Origin of the sequence: Bacillus sp. 22-7, from assembly GCF_010628845.1 — a bacterium.
Lineage (GTDB): Bacteria > Bacillota > Bacilli > Bacillales > Cytobacillaceae > Cytobacillus > Cytobacillus firmus_B.
In genome coordinates this window covers 54,164-77,645 of sequence record NZ_NJQY01000011.1, presented here as the reverse complement: position 1 = coordinate 77,645, position 23,482 = coordinate 54,164, and the positions used below count along the sequence as shown (strand labels likewise).

The following is a 23,482-nucleotide window of genomic DNA, read 5'->3' as shown; positions in this document are numbered from 1 at the left end:
TTTACACAAGGAATATTATATAATTTTCAGAGGGCAAAAGTCAAGGTGATCTTTATTTTTTACTTCTTTTGATTTAAAGCATGTATTCATTATAAGGCAAAGTTTTTTTCTAAACCATATTTCACAGTAAATTAGAAAACTAGCAGGAGTCTCTTTGAAACTGTGATATAATAAAGAAAAATTTGGCAGAGGACTATCCTGCTGAAAACCGGAATTGAAACGAAATAGCCACATCTTTACCGGGATTATTAATTTTGGTCCGTTATAATATACCTTATTGGTTAAAAGATTCATGATCTGAGACATTTGATGGGTGATAAGAAGATGGATACACTTGAACGCCAAATCATACTTAATTTAAAAAGCCGATTTTTTGATATTATCGATACGGAGAACGGTTTCTTTCATTATGAAAAATTACTGAATGAAATGCTTTCTGCCATTCAAGCCCTTACCGAAGCGGATGAAATAATTCTCTGCGTTTTTAATGAATGGAAGCAGGAGTTTTTTGCAGAAGCTTCCACAAATCCGGAGGCTTTAGATTCACGTGTTTTTTCAGGTGACTTAAATAGATGGGCTAAAACAAACAGAGAGTTCCAGAGGCTAGGCACGGAGATTACGGAAAAACAAATCATGATTCCTCTTGTAAAAGGAAACAAGCTGCTGGGCTGCATGATTCTAACAGGGGCATCAGGCTGTTTTCACACTTATCCAGAAAAAGTTTTTCAGGAACTTAGCGAAGAATGCGGGCAATTTCTTGATAAAGCTCAGGGTATGGCCAAAATTGCTTCTGAAGAGAAACGCTACAAACAGCTGTACCGCGTTACTGAGAAATTCCATTCTTCAATGGATATGGACATGGTACTGGGGGAAATTATCTTTACTCTCCAGGAAATGTACCCCACTTTTACCTATTATCTTCTGCTGTCGCAGGATAATAATAATCATGGTGATCTGCCTATTAGAGATCTTGAATATGACAGCGAAAACATCGCGGCCATGCAGGCTTATGTCACGGGGGCTGTTCAATTTGAAGATTCCCTGCAGGAAGTTCGCTCTATTCTGTATGCTCCCTTAAAAGGGAAACAGGGGGTTTATGGTGTGCTTCAGGTTATTGCACCTAATACCATCATATTCCCTAAAAATGAAATTGAATTTATAACGCTTCTGGCCAATACTGCAGGCAGTGCCCTGGAGAATGCACAGCTTTACCAGCAATCCAAGCGGCTTATAGCGGATCTTCAATTAATTAATGAAACATCCCATCGCCTGAACTCGAATTTGCGCCTTACAGAAACGATGAACTTTATGTCAGATCAGATTCTGCAGTCCTTTGATGCTGAAGAAGCCGGTTTCATCCTGATATCTGCTGATGCTTCTGATGTGAATATAATTCAGGGCAGTACTGAATTTTTTCATACCAAAGAGGCAGAAAGCTATATCCAGTATATGAAGGAAAAGATCATCAGGGAGAAAGAGTCTCTTTTTATTGGGGATTTTTCTTTACAGTCCGAGGGAGCGGCGGGCTGCTATAAATCCATTATGGCGGTTCCGATGACCCAGTCTGGAGTATTAAAGGGATTTGCGCTTGTCTTGCACAGTTCTCCTTATCATTTTTCATTTGAAACATTCAAGCTGCTGCAATCATTGATTCATCATTCCACCCTTGCCTTTACCAATTCAATGCTGAGAGAAGAGCTCGAAAAGATGGTTGTAACGGATCACTTAACAAAGCTTTATTCACGAAGCTATCTGGATGATCGCATACATCAGTCCATGAATGAAGATCATGAAGGAACCTTTATGCTGGTTGATATAGATGATTTTAAATTGATCAATGATACATACGGACATCAGGTAGGCGATGAAATCATTATTCAAGTCGCCAATTTAATTAACAGCAATATTCGCGGCACTGATATAGGAGCAAGATGGGGCGGTGAGGAGCTGGCTCTTTACCTGCCCGGTGTATCATTGTCAGTGGGTGCTCTTATTGCTGAGCGGCTTGTCAGAAAGGTATGCCAGATTACAGATCCCAAAGTAACCATTTCTTGCGGAGTTTCGCATTGGAGCAGGGGAAATATAGATTCATATGCTGCGCTTTTTAAGCGGGCTGACAGGGCTTTATATACTGCCAAGAATACAGGTAAAAATAAAGTGGTACTTGAGTCGGCAGCAGATACATTTATATAGGGGACTGCCTTATAAAGAGGCAGTCTTTATTAATATTTTTCCAAAACAAATTACTTTCAAAAAATATGCTATTATCATATGCTGAAAGAGGAGCTTATTATAGTAAATAATGTAAGCGTTTTCAACGAAGGGGAGAGTTATAATGGATAGAAATCATCGGTTTAACTTCGAGACGCAGGTCATCCATGAAGGATACGATGCAGAAAGCTTCACGGGAAGCCTGGCGCCGCCTATTTTTCAGACGTCAACTTTTACTTTTGAGACTGCACAGCAGGGGGAAAAGCGTTTTGCCGGTGAAGAAGAAGGCTATATTTATTCCCGTCTGGGCAATCCAACAGTAAAGATGCTGGAAGAAAGAATGGCCGCCCTTGAAAAGGGAGAAGCTGCCCTTGCTTTTGGTTCGGGCATGGCCGCGGTTTCAGCTGTTCTGTTTGCTTTAACCAAAACAGGTGATCATATCTTATGTTCACAGGGAGTGTATGGTTGTACATTTGGACTCCTGGAGATGATGGAGGAAAAATATAAAATTAGCCATGATTATTCAGATATGGAATCAAAGCAGCAGCTGCTTGATCAAATAAAGCCTGAGACTGTCTGTATATATGTTGAAACTCCAATAAATCCAACAATGAAATTGGTGGATTTGAAGATGGTTGCAGAAGTAGGGAGGGAGAAAGGAATTCCAGTTGTGGTTGATAATACTTTCTGTTCTCCATATTTACAGAACCCGATTGAGCTGGGATGCGATATTGTCATTCATAGTGCGACAAAATACATCGGGGGTCATGGTGACGTAATTGCCGGCCTTGTTGTAGGCAGCAAAGAATTTTTGGATGAAGTAAGGATGACTACTCAAAAAGACATTGGGGGCATTATTTCACCTTTTGATGCCTGGCTGCTGCTGCGCGGCTTGAAAACACTTGCAGTCAGACTTGACAGGCACTGTGATAATGCTGAACAGCTTGCATCATACTTATTGGCGCATCCAAAAGTGGAAAAAGTTTATTTTCCCGGAGACAGCAGTAATACAGATTTTGATATTGCGCAAAAACAAATGAGAAAGCCGGGCGGGATGATTTCCTTTACTCTAAAAGGAGATAAAGAGACTGCTCAGGAATTTATGAACAGGCTGAATCTAATAAAAATTGCCGTGAGTCTTGGAGATGCGGAGACATTAATTCAGCACCCTGCAACTATGACTCATGCAGTGGTTCCAAAGGAATACCGTGAAAAAATGGGCATTGAAGATACATTGCTGAGGCTTTCAGTCGGCCTTGAATCATGGGAAGATATCAGGGAGGATCTTTCCCGGGCTCTTGAAGAAGTCTGATAAAAAAGAGATGGCCGTTTTTAAATGGCCATCTCTTTTTTGAAATCATTTACAGGAAGGATACAAGCACCTCTGAGAAGTCTTCCAGGTATTTCTGGTCAAGTGCATCAAACCGGTTTTTTTCTGGAGAATCAATATCCAGCACACCAAGAAGCTTGCCCTCTTTGACAAGCGGAATGACGATTTCGGACTGTGAAGCAGCGTCACAGGCGATATGTCCTGGGAATTGATGGACATCCTCAACACGGACAGTTTCCATTTGCTCTGCAGCTGTTCCGCACACGCCCTTGCCAAGGGGAATTCTTACACATGCAGGCAGGCCCTGAAATGGCCCGAGAACAAGCTCGCCTTCTTCCATCAGGTAAAACCCTACCCAGTTGGTACGTTCCAGGAATTGATTAAGAAGTGCCGATGCATTGCTTAAATTGGCAATGCTGTTCGTTTCTCCTTCAAGAAGAGCAGAGAGCTGTTTAATCAATAATTGATAATTTTCTTCACGGGTTCCCTTGTATGATTCGACACTAAACATCACAAATCACCTTGCTTTCTCAAAGATATATGAATTTCCTGGCAGATGAACAGGAAATTAGAAGGACATTGTCGAGAACTTTAAAAAGGATAAGACGATTTTAGCAAGAATGTTTAATTATCACAACAAATCCGTTTTTAACATGCCATGAATTTAATCCACTCATTATGTGTTTGGACCGAGATTTTACAAAAGAAAGCGAGGCGGGAACTTTGAAAAAAAATTCAAAAGAGGCAATTGTGTCTGCCGCTATCTCCTTATTTAATACGAAGGGTTTCTCTGGGACCTCCATCCGGGATATTGCAGGCAAAGCTCAGACGAATCCAGCGAATATCGCATACTATTTCGATAACAAACACGGGCTGCTTGAATTTTGCTTTACTGCGTTTTTTGAAGGATATATTCAGGAGATAGAGAAGGGGTTTTCATTTCTTGAACAGGGTGCGGCTCTGAGCCTGAAAAAAATGGCGCAAAATATCATGATTTATCAGTTTGAACATACACATTTAACAAGATTGATACTCCGGGAAATTTCAATAGATTCACAGGTAGTAAGGGAAATCATGTCCACTTATTTAGCAAAAGAAAAGTTTTATTTTGGCAAGGTGCTCGAAAGGGGCATGAAAACAAAAGAGTTTCGTATCCATTCAGCTAATTATATGATTATCCAGCTGAAAGGACTCCTGTCCATGCCATTTTTGAACACACATTATATGGCTGAAGTCTTGCATGTATTTCCTCATGAAAAATATTTCGCGGATAAATACACGAAAGAGATCTTCAATTGGGTTGATGGAGTCCTGTGCAATCATGCCGGAAAACCTTATGCTGCTGTACTCTAAAGGTATTTCATTCTATCAAGGCCCTGACCCATTTCCTTTGCCTGATGAGAATCGGATCCATAAACAAGTGTAATTCCTTTTTGGGCCGCTGCTTCTGCAGCCCAATCCGGTGGATAGGACTCTTTGCATAACGGCTTGGCGAAACCGGCTCCATTATAGTCGAGTTCATAGCCTTGATTATGGACCTCATCAAGTATTTGGATTATTTCCTCACTATATTCCCGATCAGCGGGATATTTTTTTTGGAATTTTTTTACCAGGGTGATATGCCCAATCCTTTTTGGTTTAAACGGTCCTAAATCTGCTTTTATAGATAAAAGCAGGGTGCGGAAATAATTCATATAAACTGCTTCAATAGAACCGTAGTCTTCGATCATCTTTGCAAAAACATCCGGGCTGTAATCCAGGCATTCGTAGCGGCTGCCATGCATTAGAAAATGTACAGATAAAATAGAATCATCCATGTATTTTCCATTTTTATCGAGGAATTCTGTAATCTCCCGTTCAAAGCCTTCAATGTAATCCACTTCAAGCCCCGCATTAATCCTGATTTTTCCGTGATAATCTGCTTTTATTCTTGAAATATCAGTAAAATAATTTTCAAGTTTCTCCTTGCGCATCGCACTGTCCCGGGCAGGTGCCGGGTCCTCAAAGCCATCAGGGAGCGGAGCATGTTCGGTAAAAGAAATCTCCTTAAAACCCAGACTTATTGCTTTCTCAACATAATCTTCCAATGAATCTTTTGTCCCGTGCGGGCAATAGGGTGTGTGGATATGGCCGTCTTTTAACATATAAAGACCTTCCTTTCTGCAATGGTTTAATTGATGCAGTACTCAAGTCTCTTTTTTATATATCTCCTAAATAAAGAAGGAAATCTTTTATAAAAAGCGAATTGTTTGTATTTGAACAGTTCATATAGTTCAATTAAAAAGGCGGTTTTCTGTTGCATATTATATATTAATTACTGAGTTGATTGCAGCGGAAGGTGCGAGATCCTCGAAAATGCATTCGCATTTTCTTCGTCGGTGTTTACTCAAGGAAGCTTATTCAATGTCCTGCGGGACAGGTGAGACCCCGCAGACGCGGAGCGTTGAGGAGGCTCACCGCCCGCCCCGCTGTTCGCTGAGCAGCCTGGAGCGGAAATCAACGGATAACATTGAAAGGCAAAAATAACAATTTATACGAAAAGAGCCTTGAAAGAAACATTAAAAAATTATAGATGCTATAGTTATTTTTCGAAAATAACATTTTAGACGAGATATAAAAGAAGAAATTCATAAAAAAATGAAATAAATAGTCAAAAAATGTCGTTTACATGGTATCATAAAAGCATTGAAAATAACATGTGAAATAAAGAAACGCCTCACACTATTAAATAAAAACTTTATATATACATGCTGGCTCGGGAACAGAACAGGGGGCTTTAAAATGGAATACATAATTGGAGCTATAGCCATTCTTTTATGCCTATATCTCACCGGATATTTTTTTAAGAAAAAACATTACAAAGAAATTGACAGGCTGGAAACATGGAAGATGGACATAACGGACCGCCCAGTTCTAGATGAAATGTCTAGAGTGAAAAAGCTGAATATGACGGGGCAAACAGAGGAATTATTCGAACGCTGGAGAAATGAATGGGATGAAATAGTTACATCTCAGCTTCCAGATGTGGAAGAATTGTTATTTGATGCTGAAGAGAGCATAGATAAATACCGTTTTAAAAATTCCAAGGAAATTCAGCAGAGAATAGAAAAAAGGTTAACTGAGATAGAAGAAAACATCAAAAACCTGCTTGCTGAATTGAATGAACTGGTAGGCAGTGAAGAGAAAAATAGAGCGGAAATTGAAGAATTGAAAGAAATGTACCGCCAATGCAAAAAGTCTCTCCTTGCACACCGCCATACATTCGGCAAATCTGAAAAAATTCTTGAAGAACAGCTGGATGAAGCATTGGCCAAATTTGAAGAATTCGATGACAAAACCGAAAAGGGCAATTACCTTGAAGCACGTGAAATACTTCTTATAATCAAAGCGCTGATTGAGGATTCTCAAGCCAAAATGGAAGCTATACCAAGTTTGATGGTTGACTGTCAATCCAAGATCCCTTCCGAGCTGGAAGAGCTGAGAGACGGATACAAGGAAATGCTGGAGCAGGGATATCTGCTTGATCACCTGCAAATAGATAAAGAAATTGAAAGGCTTGAAGAACAAGTAAATGTATATGCAGGCTCCATTGATCAGGCACAAATTGAAGAAGTTCAAACAGGAGTCGAAGAGATTAAAGATAATATTGAACATCTGTACGATCTGCTCGAAAAGGAAGTACATGCCAGACATTACTTAAGCCAGCAGGATGAGGCAACAAGAACCATGCTTTATAATAACCGTGATATGAACAATAAGCTAAAGACAGAGATAGCGGCTGTCCGGAATAGCTATCATGTTCCAGAAAAGGATCTTGAAATTCAAATCCACCTGGAGAAAAAAATAAGCCAGCTGTTCAAAAAATTCGAAGTGCTGGAGCATAAGATTAACAGCCAAAATACTCCCCATACACTTCTGAGAGAAGAGCTGGCGGAAGTCAAGGAACACATTGAGGAGATTTCAGATGAGCAGACAGCCTTTGCCGAAAAGCTTCAGGCCTTACGAAAAGACGAAATGTCTGCAAGGGAAAAAGTAAAAGAATTAAGCAAGAAAGTGGCAGAAACAATAAGGCTTATCTCTAAAAACAACGTGCCTGGAGTTTCACAGGAATATAAATATTTGATCCAGGATGCGAAAGAAAGCATAGATAATGTGCTGGCTAAGCTCGATGAAAAACCATTGAATATTCCTTCGGTCCAGCAATATCTTGAAGTTGCGGTGCTGACTGTTGATAAGGCTGCTGATTCTGTGGGTGATATGATTGAGACGATTCTTCTAGCTGAGAAAGTCATCCAATATGGCAACCGATACAGAAGCAGATATCCATCTATTGATAATGGATTAAGGGAAGCAGAGGCTTCATTCAGAAGTTATGAATATAAAAAAGCATTGGAGCAGGCTGCCTCTTCAATTGAAGAAGTCGAGCCGGGTGCGATCAAGAGAATTGAAGAATTAATAACTGAACAATAAAAAAACAGATCCGATTATCGGATCTGTTTTTTTAAAAAGGAATCTATCCGGCTCCATGCGCCGATAAGCGTGCGCATGGAGCTTCTTGATCGCAGTCTAACGGGCAGTAAGGCCCCCACTTCAAGAGTCAGCGGAATCAATCGAGAATAAGTGGGGATCAAACTGCCCGTAAAGGCCCGAAATAAGGTCAAAGACTAAGAACGCCACGTCCTGTGGCAACGTCTTTGTGACCCACCTCCTGTGTGTGCCTCAACTAACAATCAGCAGGGAGAATAGTGCTCCCTGCTGATTGAAGTTTCACTTTATTATTCGTTGCCAGCAATTGTTTTTTTCGACTCCCCAACAGCAATTGCCAGGAAGTAGCCTATAACAGCTCCAGCAATGGCAGGCACAATCCAGCCGATACCCTCAGCGAAGAATGGGAGGAATTGAAGTGAGTCTGTGATAAAGGATACGTCCATTCCAGCTGTTTTCAAGCCATCCACAAAACTGATTAATCCTGTTGGAATTAATGCCCCGATATATACCACTGAGTAGCCATTAAAGGCATTGTGCATAAACGATAGAAGTATCAGCACGATGGCCAGAGGATAAATGATGATCAAAATTGGCAATGAAAGCTGAATCAACTGAGTTAAACCAATATTTGCAACCACCATACTGAACAGTGAAAGGATGATTACAATGGTTTTATATGATATTTTGGGGAGCAGTTTATGAAAGTATTGCGCACAAGCGGAAACTAGTCCGATTGAGGTTGTCAGGCATGCTACCGTTATGGCGAGCCCAAGGATCACTGCTCCCGCTGATCCAAATAGAAAATGAGAAGCGGCAGATAGGATAGCGCCGCCATTATCGAATTCACCTATAGCTTCCGCACTTGTTGCCCCGATATATGCAAGAGATAAATATACTGCCGCAAGACCGGCAGCCGCTATCAGTCCGGCAGTAATGCAAATTTTCATAAGTGAATGTTTATTTGTCACACCCATACCCTGTATTGAACTGATAACGATAATACCGAATACCAGAGCTGCAATTGTATCCATCGTCAAGTAGCCTTCAATGAAGCCTTTAAAGAACGGCCCCTCTGCATATGCTCCCACTGGAGCCTGCAATTCGCCCATAGGAGTAATGATGCTTTTTATAACCAGAACAGCAAGGATAATGAGCAAGGCAGGTGTGAAAATATTGCCAATTCTATCCACTAATTTCGATGGATTGAGAGAAAGCCATGCTGTGATGCCAAAAAAGGCTATGGTATAAACCAATAACGGGAAAGTACTATTGGAAGCGGTTTCAGACAAGAACGGAGTAACACCAATTTCATAAGCAACTGTCCCTGTACGCGGGATTCCGAAAAATGGTCCAATGGCTAAGTACATAATAATAGTAAAAATCATTCCGTATAAAGGGTGTACACGGCTTGCAATTGTCTGTAAATCACCATTTTTGGCAATGGCGATAATACCTAGCAACGGCAATCCAACCCCTGTGATTAGAAATCCAATAATAGCAGTCCATACACTTGTGCCGGCAGCTTGTCCCAGGAAGGGAGGAAAAATCATATTTCCTGCCCCAAAGAATAGGGCAAATAACATGAGTCCGACGGCGAGAATTTGTTTTGGTGCTAATGTTTTATTCTCCATATATATCCTCCTGAAATAGTTCCATATCATAATGTTTAGAACATTTTCATATTAGCACAGGAACTAAAAAAAATGTCGAAAAAATACGAAGTCTTAATATTTAGTATTTTATAATAATGAAGTTGAAATGTACGGTGCTCAAATTACAATAATATCAGCTTTCCACGTGAAAATTAATCCATTCATTTGGTTAAACTGTTCAAACTTGCTTAATTTAAATAGTAAAGAATTTATTTGGTTCAAAGGCTTCAATTACATTTCCAATCTTCACTAGTTATGATATGATTTAAAGTTGGCTAAAGGGTTATCGGAACGGAAAGGAGAAGACCGTGATTTATTTAGATAACAGTGCAACAACTAAACCATATAAAGAAGTGCTTGATTCTTTTATAAAGGTTTCTTCAGAATATTTTGGGAATCCTTCTTCCCTTCACGAATTTGGAGGTAAGGCAGAGAGGCTGCTGATGCAAGCGCGTGAGCAAATTGCCCAATTGCTGAATGTTAAGAACAACGAAGTGTATTTTACATCCGGAGGAACAGAAAGCAATAACCTTGCTATAAAAGGAACTGCATTAATGCATAGAAAAAGAGGCAGCCATATTATCACCACCGGACTGGAACATGCTTCTGTAAGGGAGACTGCAGATCAGCTGAAGGAATTGGGCTATCGAATTAGCGTAATTGAACCGGACAGTAAAGGTATTGTCCATGCTGAAGACATTGAAAACGAAATTACACAGGAAACTGTCTTAGTCTCTGTTATGCACGTAAATAATGAAATTGGTTCCATTCAGCCTATAAATGAAATAGGTGAGATGCTGAAGAAACATGCGAGGGTCATATTCCATGTAGACCATGTCCAGGGAATCGGCAAGGTGCCCCTTGACCTTTATCAGGCCCACGTAGATCTGTGTACGATTTCGGCTCATAAATTCCACGGTTTGAAGGGGAATGGGGTTTTGTACATTCGTGATGGACTTCGTCTTTCGCCGCTGCTCTCCGGGGGCAATCAGGAATGGAAAATGAGAAGCGGCACAGAAAATGTAGCTGGCATTGTAGCAATGGCAAAGGCCCTAAGGCTTACGATGAATAATATGGAAAGTCACTTAAGCCGGCTTACATCCATTAAAACCTATATTATGGAGGAGGTGGGAAGTATTGAGGGTATTACTGTTCATACCCCTGAAAATAATTCTGCTCCCCACATCGTCAATTTCTCCATAAAAGGATTCAAAGCGGAGGTATTTGTCCACGCTTTAGAAGAGCGAGGAATTTTTATTTCAACTACAAGTGCCTGCTCTTCGAAGAAATCTGCTGCCAGCAGTACCCTGATGGCTATGGGAATTCCTGAAAAGGATGCGAAAAGTGCAGTCAGGGTCAGTTTGTCTTATGATAATACGAAGGAAGAGGCAGAGACTTTTATACAGGCGGTAAAAGAGACCGTTATTAGGCTAAGAGAGGTTATGAAATCATGATAAATTATGACCGTATACTTATACGATATGGAGAAATCTCCACAAAAGGCAGAAACCGCAATAAATTTGTCGATAAACTAAGAAAAAGTATATACGATGTGCTGAATGAATTTCCCGGCATCAAGATAGAATCTACAAGAGACCGAATGTACGTTGTGTTGAATGGTGCTGATGGCAGGGAGGTTGCTGATCGCCTTAAAGGCATCTTTGGCATTCAGTCATTTAGTCCTGCTGTGAAAGTCAATAAAGATATCGAAGAAATGAAAGCAGCAGCATTGGCATTGTTTTTAAAACACTTTGATGAAGGAAAGACCTTCAAGATTACAGCTAAAAGAGCCGATAAAAGCTTCCCTTTAAATACTGACGAACTTAATCATGAATTTGGCGGACACCTCCTGAAGAATGTGCCGGGTCTAAAAGTGAACGTAAAAAAACCGGATATTAATCTGCAGATTGAAGTTCGCGAAGAAGCGGCTTACTTATCATGCGAAACCATTGAGGGGGCTGGCGGACTTCCTGCAGGTTCGAGCGGTAAAGCCATGCTTATGCTCTCGGGAGGAATTGACAGCCCGGTAGCAGGTTACTTATCCATGAAGAGAGGATTGGAAATTGAAGCTGTCCATTTTCACAGCCCGCCTTTCACCAGTGAGCGTGCAAAGCAAAAAGTAATTGATTTGACAGAAAAACTTGCGAATATTGCTGGAACCGTTGTTCTCCATATTGTCCCATTTACAGAAATCCAGCAGCTGATCCATCAGCAGGTTCCGGCGAATTATACTATGACAGCAACAAGACGATTAATGCTCCGGATCACTGATGAAATCCGCGATAAAAACGATGGCCTGGCCATTATAACCGGGGAAAGCCTTGGACAGGTAGCAAGCCAAACACTAGAGAGCATGTTTGCCATTAACGATGTTACGACAACACCTATCCTGCGGCCGCTGATCACAACGGATAAATCAGAAATCATCGACATTGCCCAAACCATCGATACACACGATATATCGATCAGGCCTTTTGAAGATTGCTGTACCGTTTTTGTTCCTTCATCACCCAAAACAAAACCAAAACGCGACAAAGTCCGCCGCTTTGAAAGCTTTGTTGATTTTGAACCTCTAATCGTAAAAGCAGTCGAAGGGACCGAAAAGCTGGTTATTAAACCTCAATCGCGCAATGAAGAATCTTTTGGGGAATTATTTTAATTTACATTCGGGATAATGTTTAAAGTGCTATATGGAACAGGTTTTATTTTGATGAGTTGATTGTAGCGGAGAGCGCTTGATCCTCGAAAATGCTGAAGCATTTTCTTCGTGCGGTGTTCATTCGGGGAAGCATATTCAATGTCCTGCGGGAGGCTCCCGTTCCTCCCCGCGAAAAGCAAGTGACCCATGCTGAAATCAACGGGCCTTATCTAAATGCTAAAACAGCAATTGTTAATTTAACTTCAAAAAAATAATACAACAATTACCAATTAATTAGTGTATATGGCCATGTGATTCTACACATTCTATACTCACAAGGAGGTGAAAATCACATGGCAAACAACAACAGCTCAAACCAACTTCTAGTTCCTGGAGTACAACAAGCTCTTGACCAAATGAAGTACGAAATTGCTACTGAATTCGGTGTAAACCTTGGTGCTGAAACTACTTCTCGCGCTAACGGTTCTGTAGGTGGAGAAATCACTAAGCGTTTAGTTCAAATGGCTGAACAGCAATTAGGCGGTTTCCAAAGATAATTAAATAATATGGCTACAAGGAGCAGGAATCATTCCTGCTCCTTATTTTTGTGCAAAAATTATTTTTCAAAAAATAAATAATTTTAAATTTTATAATAATTTAGTATAATAATTTCTATAGATTACGCATCAGGATCAGACACCAGCAAATGAAATTGTCAGGGGGAGATTTGATGAAACGGGAAGACTTAATTGCACCGGAGAAATACAATCTCGTATCAGAAATGGAGCGGTTTGCCGGAAATAAGGACAAACTTGCAATAAAGTGGGAAAATGAGCAGGGAGAAAAGAAAGAGATTACATACAGTGAACTGATCCTTAATGCAAATAAAATTGGAAACGTTTTCTTGGAAAATGGTCTTAATAAAGGAGATGTTATTCTGATCATTGTTCCAAGACTGATTGAAGCATATCAGGTTTACATTGCATCATTGAAAGCAGGAATTGTCGTCATACCAAGTTCAGAAATGCTTCGATCGAAAGATCTGCAATACCGCATTAATCATGGCGATGTTAAAGCGATCGTAAGTTATTATCCATATGTTGACCAATTTAAAGATATTAAGGAAGCAGAAGTCCTGCCGAAATTTGTGATAGGCGGAAATTCAGATGGCTGGATCAGTCTGGACGAGGAAATGAAACAGTCTTCACCGGAACTTTCATTGGCTGACACATCCCGGGATGACATGGCATTTCTTTCATATACATCTGGAACAACCGGAAACCCTAAAGGTGTCGTACATACACATGGCTGGGCATTTGCACACCTAAAAACAGCAGCACCGAACTGGTTATGTATTAATGAAGGTGATACAGTATGGGCAACTGCTGGCCCTGGCTGGCAAAAGTGGATCTGGAGCCCGTTCCTTTCCGTTCTTGGTTCTGGTGCCACCGGAGTTGTCTACAATGGAAAGTTTGAGCCGAAAAAATACTTGCAGCTATTAGAAGATTATCAGGTAAATGTCCTTTGCTGCACACCGACTGAATACAGGCTGATGGCAAAGGCTGACAATATACATGAATACAAGCTGCCAACCCTTCATAGTGCTGTTTCGGCGGGTGAACCGCTCAACAGGGAAGTGATTGATACATTTAAGAAGCATTTTAACGTGAATGTCCGTGATGGGTATGGACAGACTGAAAATACCCTGCTTGTCGGCATTACAAAGGATATGGAGCTAAAAGCTGGATCAATGGGCAAACCGACTCCTGGCAACAGAGTCGACATTATAAATGAAGACGGTGAAATATGTGCTGTGGGTGAGACAGGAGATATCGCTGTCCATATAGAAACTCCTGCACTCTTTAAAAATTATTATAAAGACCCGGAAAGAACTGCTATGCAATTCCGCGGTGATTACTATATTACCGGAGATAAAGCTAAGAAAGATGAAGATGGCTATTTCTGGTTTGAAGGACGCGGTGATGATATTATTATCAGCTCAGGCTATACGATCGGACCATTCGAGGTGGAAGACGCACTTGTAAAGCATCCGTATGTAGCAGAATGTGCAGTTGTAGGAAGTCCTGATGAAGTGCGCGGATCGATCGTTAAAGCATTTGTTGTATTAAGGGAGGGTGTCGACCAAAAAGATCCTAACCTTGTTTCCCAGCTCCAGGAGCATGTAAAAGAGCTGACAGCTCCTTATAAATATCCTCGGAAAATTGAGTTTTTATCTGAGCTGCCAAAAACGACTTCTGGAAAAATCATGCGTGTGGAATTGCGTAAAAAAGAAGCGGAAACTGCTTCAGCGCAAAACTGAATGCTTTGAAAAATACAGGCGGAATTCCGCCTGTATTTTTGTTATACTATGGTAAATGTGAACTTTTACTTATTAAAGGAGAAAAGATTATATGGGAACGCTATGGCACGGGGGGCCGATATATACCCTTCAGCAGGAAGGCCATCAAATAGAGGCCGTTTTTACAGAAGGCAGCCAAATTATTGAAGTTGGCGCTTTAGGAGATTTAAGGGGTAAGTATAAAGAAGAAATTCAAAAGGAGATCGATCTGCAGGGAAGCACCATGCTGCCGGGATTTGTGGATAGCCATATGCATCTCATCGGGCATGGCGAAAGGCTGATAAGGCTCGACTTATCTGAGCACACATCAAAGCAGGAAGTCCTTCAGGCTGTTAAGCAATTTTCTGAGACAATAGAAGAAGGAGAGTGGGTCATTGGGGAAGGCTGGAATGAAAATTTATGGGATCAGCCGGAGCCTATATATGCTTCAGAGCTGGACCAATATGTTCCCAATCACCCTGTTATGCTGAAACGTGTGTGCAGACATGCTCTTGCAGTCAATTCTCTTGGATTATCCAAAGCAAATATTACTGAAAATACTGAATGTCCTCCAGGAGGAGTAATTGAAAAAGATGAACTTGGAAAACTCAATGGACTTTTGAAGGATCAGGCCCAAGATCTTTTATACAATGTGATGCCTTCTGTCTCAGAAGGCTATTTAAGGAAGGCGCTTCACGCTGCCATTCATGATGCCTATAAGCTTGGATTGACAGGAGGACATACTGAGGATCTCAATTATTACGGAGGGTTCTCCCAGACCTATCAGGCCTTCAGGCAGGTAATTGAGGAGGAAGGTCTTTCTTTCCGGGCACATCTGCTGGTTCATCATGAAGTTGCTGATGAAATGAAGGAATCAGGCGGAGGATTTTTAGCGGGAAGTAAACATATAGAGTTTGGTGCTATGAAGATATTTGCCGATGGGGCTTTAGGGGGAAGGACGGCTTTACTAAGTCATCCCTATGCAGATGATCCATCCACTTCGGGAGTTGCTATTTTTTCACAGGAGCAGCTTGATGCCTTAGTGGAGAAAGCCCGCAACCATGAAATGCCGGTTGCCATCCATACGATTGGAGATTTGGCATTTGAAATGGCATTAAATGCAATAGAAAAGCATCCATTGGAAGGTCTGGGGCGAGACAGACTGATTCATGCACAAATATTGCGCAAGGAGCTTATTGAAAGGGCTAAAAAACTGCCTTTAATCCTTGATATCCAGCCGAGATTTACAGCCTCCGACTTTCCTTGGGTGATCGACCGAATTGGTGAAGAAAATATGGAGTATTGCTACGCATGGAAGACACTGCTGAAAGAAGGAGTACATTGTGCAGGAGGCTCTGACGCACCAATTGAGCCAGCCAATCCATTTCTTGGTATTCATGCAGCTGTAACGAGAACAAACATAGATGATCCGCATAACACAGTCTATTATCCAAGTGAGGCATTATCTGTGTATGAAGCAGTATGCTTATTCACAAAAGGCAGTGCATATGCAGCCTCCCATGAAAATGATAGAGGCGTCATACAAGAAGGGTATCTGGCAGATTTCACTATTTTAAATGAAGATATTTTTAAAATGCCAATAGGGCAAATTGCAGCCGTTACCGTTAACAAAACCGTTATTGATGGAAAAATAGTATACGAAAGATAAATGAAAATGTCAGGTGCCTATCCAATAGGTGCCTGACATTCTTTTTGGCAGGAAAAAATGATTGCAAACATTTTCAAGGCGGGCTTATAATATAAATATTTCGATACTAGAAAGAATTGAGGAAATGCAATGAAAAATAATGAAGTGCAAATGGGAGCTCTATACGCAGGGTTTGCGTACTTTTTATGGGGCATTTTACCTATTTATTGGAAGTTAGTGGACCACGTGCAGGCAGATGAAATTTTGGCTAACCGGATTTTTTGGTCATTCTTCTTTATGCTGATTATTCTGCTGGCCTCAAAAAAGTGGAATGCTTTTGCTGCAACACTTAAAGGATTTAAAACAAACAAAAAGCAGCTTTTCGCCCTTGTGATTGCCTCCATTCTAATCAGCACTAACTGGTTTTTATATATTTGGGCGGTCAATACCGATCAGATGATTGAGGCCAGTCTCGGCTATTATATTAATCCTCTCGTAAGTGTGATTCTGGGCATGCTGGTTTTTAAAGAGAAACTATCACCTGCGCAATATGTATCTTTTGGGTTTGCGTTTGCCGGAGTTATGATTTTGACTGTCAGCTATGGGCGGTTCCCCTGGATAGCCATTGTTCTCGCATTATCCTTTGGCCTTTACGGGCTGGCCAAAAAGCTTATAAAAGTGGATTCGGCTATTGGCTTAACGCTGGAAACGTTAGTAGTGACTCCGCTCGCATTTATTTATATGGTGATGCTTTTTATGAATGATAAGCAGGCTTTTCTGCATGTTTCGATAAGCACAGACTTGCTTCTTATTGGGGCAGGCGCAGCCACAGCAGTGCCGCTCTTGTACTTTGCCAAAGGTGCTCAAAAGATACCGATGTCCATGCTTGGCTTTCTGCAGTATATTGCGCCGACAATTACGCTGATTCTGGGAATTTTCGTTTATCATGAGCACTTTACAAAACTTCACATGCTTTCCTTTATGTTTATCTGGCTGGCTTTAACGATTTACTCTGTTTCGAGGACAAAGCTTTTTGCCCATCGGGAAACAAAACTAAAGCGCGGAAAAGGTATTGGCATATAGAAAAAAGAGTTTCGCACGGACATGCGAAACTCTTTTTTTATAAGGCTCTTTTTGTATAAATTGTTGTTTTTCACCTATTAATGTTGCCCGTTGATTTCCGCTACAGGATGCTCGCTTTCCGCGGGGCAGGCGGTGAGCCTCCTCGACGCTGCGCGTCTGCGGGGTCTCACCTGTCCCGCTACTCCCGCAGGACGTTGAATAAGCTTCCTTGAGTAAACACCGCACGAAGAAAATGCATAGCATTTTCGAGGATCTCGCACCTTCCGCTCCAATCAACTCAGTAAATAATATACAAATAGCAACAAACCTTGCTAAAGCAGCCTTTTATAAAAATGTCCTCTTCACTTTTTGCCAGAAGGAGTTGTCCTTCAGTTTAACAGTCTTAATGATATTGCTGCTTAGTTTTATATCAATCTTTTCAACATGCTGAATGCTTAGGGCTTCATTGTCCATTCCCATTGTCGGATGGTCATTGCCATCTTGAACCACTTTGAGGGTCAGCTGCCGGTCTCCGCTCAGAATAAAGGACGATCCAAGTGTACGATAGCGGTTGTTATTCAGTGAAGCTAGTTCGCTCACCTGCATGCATGGCAGCAGCGGGTCAACAACTGCTCCATTTACTGATTTATTATAAGCTGTGCTTCCGGTTGGAGTGGCAACAATCATTCCGTCCCCGCGGAAAGTTTCAAAATGAAAGTCATCGATAAAGACATCGATTACAAATGTTTTAATTATGGCAGAACGGATGCTGAATTCATTCAAGCACTGAAAGGATGTCTGGTCATCAACTGTAACATCGATAGTGGGATAGCGCCTTACCTCTACTTGTTCATTTGTCATTGCCTCCACCATCTTGTCTGTATCATCAAGATGGAAATCACAATACAGGCTAAGGCTTCCGGTCGTCGAAATTCCGGCATACAAACAGTCATCTCTATAGCCGGTTTTCCGGACAGCCTGCAAAAACGTACCGTCTCCCCCTATGCTTACAATGATATTGGCTTTTCTGAAGTCATTGACGATCGTAAAGGCATGCTCCTCAGCCAGGCTGTAAAGAGGAGCTACTTTTTCCATCGTTGCTTCATCTTTTTTGTGATAGAAGTATATATTGCGTCTTTCAGGCATATTCATTCCTCCAAGCAGTAAGAAAGTCTTTCCCAAATAATTCAAATTTTGCTATGATTATGGTTGTTGAATTCAGTTTACCTTTTTTTGAAACATTTTTAAAGTTTTATACGTATGAAGAATATGTGGCGAATAGGTTTTCTGGGAATCATAATCTGTCTAACAAGGCGGCTGATTTTGTTAGGAGAGGGCATTTTAAAAGGAGGATTTCTTAATGAATGGAAAACGTTGGGCTGCACTGGGAATAGCAGCAGGTTTGTTTGTATTTTCCGTTGTGCTGAATTTCGTGACTGCATTTGCATTTACAGATTTTGAAAGCTCGGTAAATGAACTCTTTGCAGGAGGCAATGAAGCATTTTTGGAAGAAGTCATTGAAGAGGGAAATGCACAGAAAAAGATTGCTGTGCTGGACGTGAATGGAGTGATCCAGGATACGGGTGATGCAGCTTCTTTATTTGCAAGTCCGGGATATAATCACAAAGGGTTTATGGATAATCTTGACTATGTAAAAGAAGACAGTGCAGTAAAGGCGATAGTCATTAAGGTTAATTCCCCAGGCGGAGGGGTAGTGGAAAGCGCCGAAATACATGATAAGATTATTGAAATCCAAAAAGAAACAAAGAAGCCGGTATACATATCGATGGGATCAATGGCTGCATCAGGAGGCTATTATATTTCTGCTCCAGCTGACAAGATTTTTGCCAGCCCCGAGACATTGACCGGTTCTCTTGGTGTTATCATGCAGGGCTATAATTATGCGGGGCTTGCTGAAAAATATGGTGTCGAGTTCGTTACGATTAAGAGCGGTCCATATAAAGATATTATGAGCCCTACCAGGGAGATGACGGATGAGGAAAGAAAAATTCTTCAATCCATGATTAATAATTCCTATGAGGGATTTGTTAAAGTTATTTCGGAAGGCCGCGGATTAACTGAGGCACAGGTGAAGGAAGTTGCGGACGGCCGAATTTATGACGGGCGGCAGGCGAAAGAACTGAATCTGATTGATGGTTTTGGCTATGACGATGATGTTATTGAACAATTAAAGAAAGATCATAAATTAAATGGTGCGCAGGTAGTAAAGTATTCTGAGAATTTCGGGTTCGGCTCCATGTTCAGCATGGGTGCGCGAAAAATTATGGGTGATGACCTGGAAATGGCAGGAGTGATGAAGTTATTATCACAGCCAAACTCACCGCGTTTAATGTATCTTTATGCTGAATAGGAAGGGGGAGAAAAGATGACTTCAAATGATCCGAATGAAAGAGAGCTTGCCCATCCTGAGTTAAACCAGGATGAAGGCGGGATCGAGTCAGCCTTTGATGAAGCAGATCCGGCTCGTAAGGAAACGGCCATACAGGCAGAAACCCTCCCCATTCAAAAAGCTTCGGCACCCATCAGGTTTGCTGGTTTCTGGATGAGATTTTGGGCTTATCTTCTAGATTTGGCTGTGGTTGGCAGTGTGGACCGGATATTGATCAATCCAATTTTTAGAGCATTGGATATTCCTTTGCATGAAAGCAATTTGTTTGCACCGATTTCCATAGCAACTGCCATTACGTTCTACGCTTATTTTGTGCTGATGACAAAGTTTTTTGGCCAGACGCTCGGGAAAATGGTATTTGGTTTAAAAGTAGTAGATCTTAAAGGGGAAAAGCTGACATGGGGCACAATTTTGTTCCGTGAATGGATCGGCCGTTTTATATCAGTGAGCATTTTTATCGGCTATGTCATTGTAGCCTTCCTGCCTAAGAAACAGGGACTGCATGATCTTTTTGCAGATACCTCTGTTGTTCATGAAAGGCAAAATGAACAAGTTATTTAAATGAGAAATGGAAGCCTGTCACCGCCTGGTGGCAGGTTTATTTTTGTTCAGTTGGGCATAATACAAAGCTGAAAGGGTGTGAAAAAAAGTGAAGTGGCTCCTGATTGCCGTAATTGCCCTCATACTTCTTTTAATTCTAGTTATGATAACAAAACTAAAAATATATTTTCATTTTTACCATGGAAACGATAATGATCATTTGAAAATCCAAATGAAAGCCTGGTTCGGGCTGATCAGGTACAAAATTGAAGTCCCGCTGATAAAGGTTGATGATAACTCGCCAACGATTGTCGTAAAGGAACAGACGGCTGCAGGGCCACAGGAAAATACTTCTGATAAAGATACTAAGCAATTCTCCGCGACGGATCTTATTAATAGTTTGCATGACACGAAAGCAATGCTTAATCATATCGTGTCTCTCCACAAAATTATACGGAAATTTCTAAAGCATGTAACCATCCGGAATCTTGAATGGCATACTTTTGCAGGCCTTGGGGATGCAGCCCATACGGGGATGATCACCGGGGCTCTCTGGGCAATAAAAGGGAGCATTTTAGGAATAATAAGTCATTATATGAAACTGAAAACGCCTCCCAGAATCACAGTTACTCCCCATTTTCAATTTTCCGTTTCACAAACTGCCATTTCATGTATGATTCATTTTCGGGTCGGGCATGCTATGTTTGCAGGAATTAAACTGATCAAATATTGGAAAGGCGGCCGGGCGGACTTCAGGACAAAGCCGCTTTCTGCCTTATCTGATGATGGGACTAAAACTGTCTAGAAAGAGGAGGAGCAATGAATGTCTGACCATCCTATTCAAGGGCTTATGACAACTGCCATGGAAAATCTGAAAGAGATGATTGATGTTAACACGATAATTGGGGATCCAGTGGAAACCCCCGATGGCAGTGTAATTTTAACCGTTTCAAAAGTTGGCTTTGGGTTTGCAGCAGGAGGAAGCGAATTTATGCTTGATGGACAATCAGGCGAGGAAAAGGGCCACCCGTTTGGCGGGGGGAGCGGAGGCGGTGTCTCCATCACACCAATCGCCTTTTTGATTGTAAATTCTCACGGGGTAAAAATGGTTCATCTTGATGAAAGCACTCATTTGTATGAGAAAATTCTTGACCTTGCCCCGCAGGCAGTCGATAAAATTCAGCAGATGTTTAATAAGAAAGAAACCGGCTCCGGCAGCCAGCAAGGCCAGAACCAGCAGGAAAACAGTGATGAGTACAACGGACCTAAACAGGATCTTGATATCTAAGAGGCGAAGGAAGTTAACTTTCCTATGGAGAGTTAACTTTTTTCTTGGAATTTATCCTTAATAATTGCAAAAAAGATTCTGAAAAGATATGATTTACACTGTACATAAGTGATTAAGGAGGACGATTTAAATGGCATCTATTACGTTCAAAGGAAATCCTGTAACATTGCTGGGCAATGAAGTAAAAGTAGGAGATAAAGCTCCTGAATTCAAGGTTCTGGCAAATGACCTTTCTGAAGTTACACTTGCTGATTCAAAAGGACAGGTACGTCTTATCAGTGTAGTTCCTTCTATTGACACGGGCGTTTGTGATGCACAGACACGCCGTTTTAACGAAGAAGCTTCCAAGCTTGATAATGTTAAAATTCTTACTGTAAGCGTAGATCTTCCGTTTGCTCAAAAGCGCTGGTGTGCAGCAGCAGGAATTGAAAATGTTCAAACTGTTTCCGATCACCGCGACCTGTCTTTCGGAGAAGCTTTTGGGGTAGCCATCCAGGAACTTCGTCTATTGGCCCGTGCGGTTTTTGTTGTTGATTCGAACGACACTGTGACATATGCGGAATATGTCAGTGAGGCAACAGATCATCCAAACTATGAAGCAGCAGTGGAAGCAGCTAAACAAGCGAAATAATATAGATAATTGGAAGCTCCGGATTCGTTCCGGGGCTTTAATTTTTTTTTGTTCCTCAGCACGAAACTTGTGAATGAACCAAAAGCCCGTTAAAATAGGAAAAAGAATAAGGACGGGAGGAATATGCTGTGAAAATAACTCCGGTTGAGGATTTATTTACGATTTTAAACGAAACGGCTGTAATTATGCAGGAAGAACTGCATTGTACATACTTAGAAGCTCTTGCTGAAACAGGAGAGAATTTATTTCATGAAAGTATTCTTCAGGATGAGCTCAGTGAATTAACAGTTAAAAGGCTCAGGAAGAGTTATGAAGCCATTGACTTAAGCAGCTGCACAAAAGAAGAAATCAGAAAGTCCTTTCAGCTTGCTATATTAAAAGGCATGAAAGAAAATGTGCAGCCCAATCATCAAATGACTCCTGATGCAGTGGGAATGCTGATGGGGTATCTTGTGGAAAAGTTCATTCAGGATAAAAGCTTCCGCCTGCTTGATCCTGCGGTAGGAACAGGAAATTTATTGACCACTGTTATGAATCACCAAAGCGGTAAAGTAATTGAGGCAAACGGGATTGAAATTGATGACTTATTGATTAAGCTTGCTTATATCAATGCCAATTTACAGGAGCACCCCATTCAATTCTTCAATCAGGATAGTCTTGAACCGCTGTTTATCGAATCTGCTGATGCCGTAGTAAGTGATCTGCCTGTCGGGTATTATCCGAATGATGTCCGTTCGGCCGAGTATAAGCTAAAAGCGGATGAGGGGCATTCCTATTCTCATCACTTATTTATTGAGCAGAGTATGAATCATGTTAGATCTGGCGGCTATTTATTTTTTATCATTCCTAATGGGATGTTCGAAAGTGATCAGGCTCCCAAGCTTCATGAATTCATCAAGGAAAATGCCTACATTCAAGGATTGATACAGCTGCCGCTCACTATGTTCAAAAATGAAAAAGCGGCCAAAAGCATATTCATCCTTCAGAAGAAAGGGGAAGGAGTCACTCCCCCAAAGCAGGCGCTCCTAGTCAACTTGCCAAGCTTATCTAAAACAGCAGAAGCAGAAAAAATTCTCAAGAAAATTGATGTCTGGTTTAAAGAAAGTAAATAAAGTAAACGAAAAGAAGCTGTGCATTTGCCGGCTTCTTTTTAAATGAAAAAATATAAGGAAGTATCAGAAAATATTTAATTTAACATGAAAACGATATCATTGCAAGGTGATTCTTGAAATGTTTTGCATACAGT

General features: G+C 41.1%; 20 protein-coding genes. 16 read left to right on the top strand and 4 right to left on the bottom strand.

The genetic code is table 11. The features are described from left to right. Positions 1-324 precede the first annotated feature (324 nt). Together CE058_RS09835 and megL are read left to right on the top strand one after the other, a co-directional pair. Positions 325-2,193, top strand: a complete 1,869-nt coding sequence (locus CE058_RS09835) for a sensor domain-containing diguanylate cyclase (protein WP_163142268.1) — start codon at positions 325-327, stop codon at positions 2,191-2,193. Between the two features lie 142 nt (positions 2,194-2,335). Further along, complete coding sequence (megL, locus tag CE058_RS09830; protein WP_163142265.1) at positions 2,336-3,523, top strand: methionine gamma-lyase; 1,188 nt, start codon at positions 2,336-2,338, stop codon at positions 3,521-3,523. Between the two features lie 49 nt (positions 3,524-3,572). Here megL and CE058_RS09825 read toward each other — a convergent pair whose 3' ends face one another. Then, positions 3,573-4,052 (bottom strand): GAF domain-containing protein, encoded by a 480-nt coding sequence (locus CE058_RS09825; protein ID WP_048010852.1) that lies wholly within the window; start codon positions 4,050-4,052, stop codon positions 3,573-3,575. A gap of 212 nt (positions 4,053-4,264) precedes the next feature. Here CE058_RS09825 and refZ point away from each other — a divergent pair, with 212 nt between their 5' ends. Next, positions 4,265-4,894, top strand: coding sequence for a forespore capture DNA-binding protein RefZ (gene refZ / locus CE058_RS09820; RefSeq protein ID WP_053071378.1), 630 nt, complete (start codon positions 4,265-4,267; stop codon positions 4,892-4,894). Here the strand turns inward: refZ and hisJ are convergent. Further along, positions 4,891-5,685 (bottom strand): histidinol-phosphatase HisJ, encoded by a 795-nt coding sequence (hisJ, locus tag CE058_RS09815; protein WP_048010854.1) that lies wholly within the window; start codon positions 5,683-5,685, stop codon positions 4,891-4,893. The two genes, refZ and hisJ, sit on opposite strands and share 4 nt — an antisense overlap. 637 nt (positions 5,686-6,322) lie before the next feature. Between hisJ and ezrA the strand changes: the two genes are divergently transcribed. Then, positions 6,323-8,011: a septation ring formation regulator EzrA gene (gene ezrA, locus CE058_RS09810; RefSeq protein ID WP_163142262.1), complete on the top strand. Its 1,689-nt coding sequence runs from the start codon at positions 6,323-6,325 to the stop codon at positions 8,009-8,011. A 305-nt stretch (positions 8,012-8,316) separates the two neighbouring features. Here the strand turns inward: ezrA and brnQ are convergent, their stop codons facing one another. Beyond that, positions 8,317-9,660 carry a branched-chain amino acid transport system II carrier protein gene (brnQ, locus tag CE058_RS09805; protein ID WP_163142259.1) on the bottom strand — a complete coding sequence of 448 codons (1,344 nt, stop codon included), beginning with the start codon at positions 9,658-9,660 and terminating at the stop codon, positions 8,317-8,319. A gap of 329 nt (positions 9,661-9,989) precedes the next feature. On the opposite strand from brnQ, the gene CE058_RS09800 reads away from it, so the two are divergent. From CE058_RS09800 to rarD, 6 genes are all read left to right on the top strand, one after another. Continuing rightward, on the top strand, positions 9,990-11,135 hold the full coding sequence (locus CE058_RS09800) for a cysteine desulfurase family protein (RefSeq protein WP_048009307.1): 1,146 nt from the start codon (positions 9,990-9,992) through the stop codon (positions 11,133-11,135). Beyond that, positions 11,132-12,340, top strand: a complete 1,209-nt coding sequence (gene thiI / locus CE058_RS09795; RefSeq protein ID WP_163142257.1) for a tRNA uracil 4-sulfurtransferase ThiI — start codon at positions 11,132-11,134, stop codon at positions 12,338-12,340. Before CE058_RS09800 ends, thiI begins: the two co-directional genes overlap by 4 nt. Positions 12,341-12,672: 332 nt before the next feature. Then, a complete protein-coding gene (locus CE058_RS09790; RefSeq protein WP_035330326.1) occupies positions 12,673-12,876 on the top strand; it encodes an alpha/beta-type small acid-soluble spore protein in 204 nt (67 codons plus the stop codon). A gap of 173 nt (positions 12,877-13,049) precedes the next feature. Continuing rightward, positions 13,050-14,639, top strand: coding sequence for an acyl-CoA synthetase MbcS (mbcS, locus tag CE058_RS09785; protein ID WP_048009305.1), 1,590 nt, complete (start codon positions 13,050-13,052; stop codon positions 14,637-14,639). Positions 14,640-14,730: 91 nt separating this feature from the next. Continuing rightward, the gene (locus tag CE058_RS09780) at positions 14,731-16,326 is read left to right on the top strand and encodes an amidohydrolase (protein WP_048009304.1); all 1,596 of its coding nucleotides are present in this window, start codon (positions 14,731-14,733) and stop codon (positions 16,324-16,326) included. 129 nt (positions 16,327-16,455) lie between these two features. Next, positions 16,456-17,388, top strand: coding sequence for an EamA family transporter RarD (gene rarD / locus CE058_RS09775; RefSeq protein ID WP_048009303.1), 933 nt, complete (start codon positions 16,456-16,458; stop codon positions 17,386-17,388). Between the two features lie 324 nt (positions 17,389-17,712). On the opposite strand, the gene CE058_RS09770 is transcribed toward rarD, so the two are convergent. Next, entirely contained in the window at positions 17,713-18,513 is an 801-nt protein-coding gene (locus tag CE058_RS09770) for an NAD kinase (RefSeq protein WP_048009302.1), read from the bottom strand. Positions 18,514-18,727: 214 nt separating this feature from the next. Here CE058_RS09770 and sppA point away from each other — a divergent pair, with 214 nt between their 5' ends. From sppA to CE058_RS09740, 6 genes are all read left to right on the top strand, one after another. Continuing rightward, entirely contained in the window at positions 18,728-19,738 is a 1,011-nt protein-coding gene (gene sppA, locus CE058_RS09765) for a signal peptide peptidase SppA (protein WP_048009301.1), read from the top strand. 15 nt (positions 19,739-19,753) lie between these two features. Next, positions 19,754-20,338 (top strand): RDD family protein, encoded by a 585-nt coding sequence (locus tag CE058_RS09760; protein WP_048009300.1) that lies wholly within the window; start codon positions 19,754-19,756, stop codon positions 20,336-20,338. 88 nt (positions 20,339-20,426) lie between these two features. After that, positions 20,427-21,122: a DUF2953 domain-containing protein gene (locus tag CE058_RS09755; protein WP_163142254.1), complete on the top strand. Its 696-nt coding sequence runs from the start codon at positions 20,427-20,429 to the stop codon at positions 21,120-21,122. Between the two features lie 18 nt (positions 21,123-21,140). Further along, a complete protein-coding gene (gene ytfJ, locus CE058_RS09750) occupies positions 21,141-21,605 on the top strand; it encodes a GerW family sporulation protein (RefSeq protein WP_048009298.1) in 465 nt (154 codons plus the stop codon). A 130-nt stretch (positions 21,606-21,735) separates the two neighbouring features. Beyond that, positions 21,736-22,236, top strand: a complete 501-nt coding sequence (tpx, locus tag CE058_RS09745) for a thiol peroxidase (RefSeq protein ID WP_048009297.1) — start codon at positions 21,736-21,738, stop codon at positions 22,234-22,236. A 128-nt stretch (positions 22,237-22,364) separates the two neighbouring features. Then, positions 22,365-23,348, top strand: coding sequence for a class I SAM-dependent methyltransferase (locus tag CE058_RS09740; RefSeq protein ID WP_048009296.1), 984 nt, complete (start codon positions 22,365-22,367; stop codon positions 23,346-23,348). The last annotated feature ends 134 nt before the right edge of the window (positions 23,349-23,482 follow it).

What these genes read in the sequence shown, in the direction of transcription:
- hisJ (WP_048010854.1), bottom strand. Translation starts at nt 5,685, where the DNA reads ATGTTAAAAGACGGCCATATCCACACACCCTATTGCCCGCACGGGACA.
- rarD (WP_048009303.1), top strand. Translation starts at nt 16,456, where the DNA reads ATGAAAAATAATGAAGTGCAAATGGGAGCTCTATACGCAGGGTTTGCG.
- ezrA (WP_163142262.1), top strand. Translation starts at nt 6,323, where the DNA reads ATGGAATACATAATTGGAGCTATAGCCATTCTTTTATGCCTATATCTC.
- sppA (WP_048009301.1), top strand. Translation starts at nt 18,728, where the DNA reads ATGAATGGAAAACGTTGGGCTGCACTGGGAATAGCAGCAGGTTTGTTT.
- ytfJ (WP_048009298.1), top strand. Translation starts at nt 21,141, where the DNA reads ATGTCTGACCATCCTATTCAAGGGCTTATGACAACTGCCATGGAAAAT.
- tpx (WP_048009297.1), top strand. Translation starts at nt 21,736, where the DNA reads ATGGCATCTATTACGTTCAAAGGAAATCCTGTAACATTGCTGGGCAAT.
- CE058_RS09780 (WP_048009304.1), top strand. Translation starts at nt 14,731, where the DNA reads ATGGGAACGCTATGGCACGGGGGGCCGATATATACCCTTCAGCAGGAA.
- CE058_RS09770 (WP_048009302.1), bottom strand. Translation starts at nt 18,513, where the DNA reads ATGCCTGAAAGACGCAATATATACTTCTATCACAAAAAAGATGAAGCA.
- mbcS (WP_048009305.1), top strand. Translation starts at nt 13,050, where the DNA reads ATGAAACGGGAAGACTTAATTGCACCGGAGAAATACAATCTCGTATCA.
- brnQ (WP_163142259.1), bottom strand. Translation starts at nt 9,660, where the DNA reads ATGGAGAATAAAACATTAGCACCAAAACAAATTCTCGCCGTCGGACTC.
- CE058_RS09790 (WP_035330326.1), top strand. Translation starts at nt 12,673, where the DNA reads ATGGCAAACAACAACAGCTCAAACCAACTTCTAGTTCCTGGAGTACAA.
- CE058_RS09760 (WP_048009300.1), top strand. Translation starts at nt 19,754, where the DNA reads ATGACTTCAAATGATCCGAATGAAAGAGAGCTTGCCCATCCTGAGTTA.
- CE058_RS09825 (WP_048010852.1), bottom strand. Translation starts at nt 4,052, where the DNA reads ATGTTTAGTGTCGAATCATACAAGGGAACCCGTGAAGAAAATTATCAA.
- thiI (WP_163142257.1), top strand. Translation starts at nt 11,132, where the DNA reads ATGATAAATTATGACCGTATACTTATACGATATGGAGAAATCTCCACA.
- CE058_RS09835 (WP_163142268.1), top strand. Translation starts at nt 325, where the DNA reads ATGGATACACTTGAACGCCAAATCATACTTAATTTAAAAAGCCGATTT.
- megL (WP_163142265.1), top strand. Translation starts at nt 2,336, where the DNA reads ATGGATAGAAATCATCGGTTTAACTTCGAGACGCAGGTCATCCATGAA.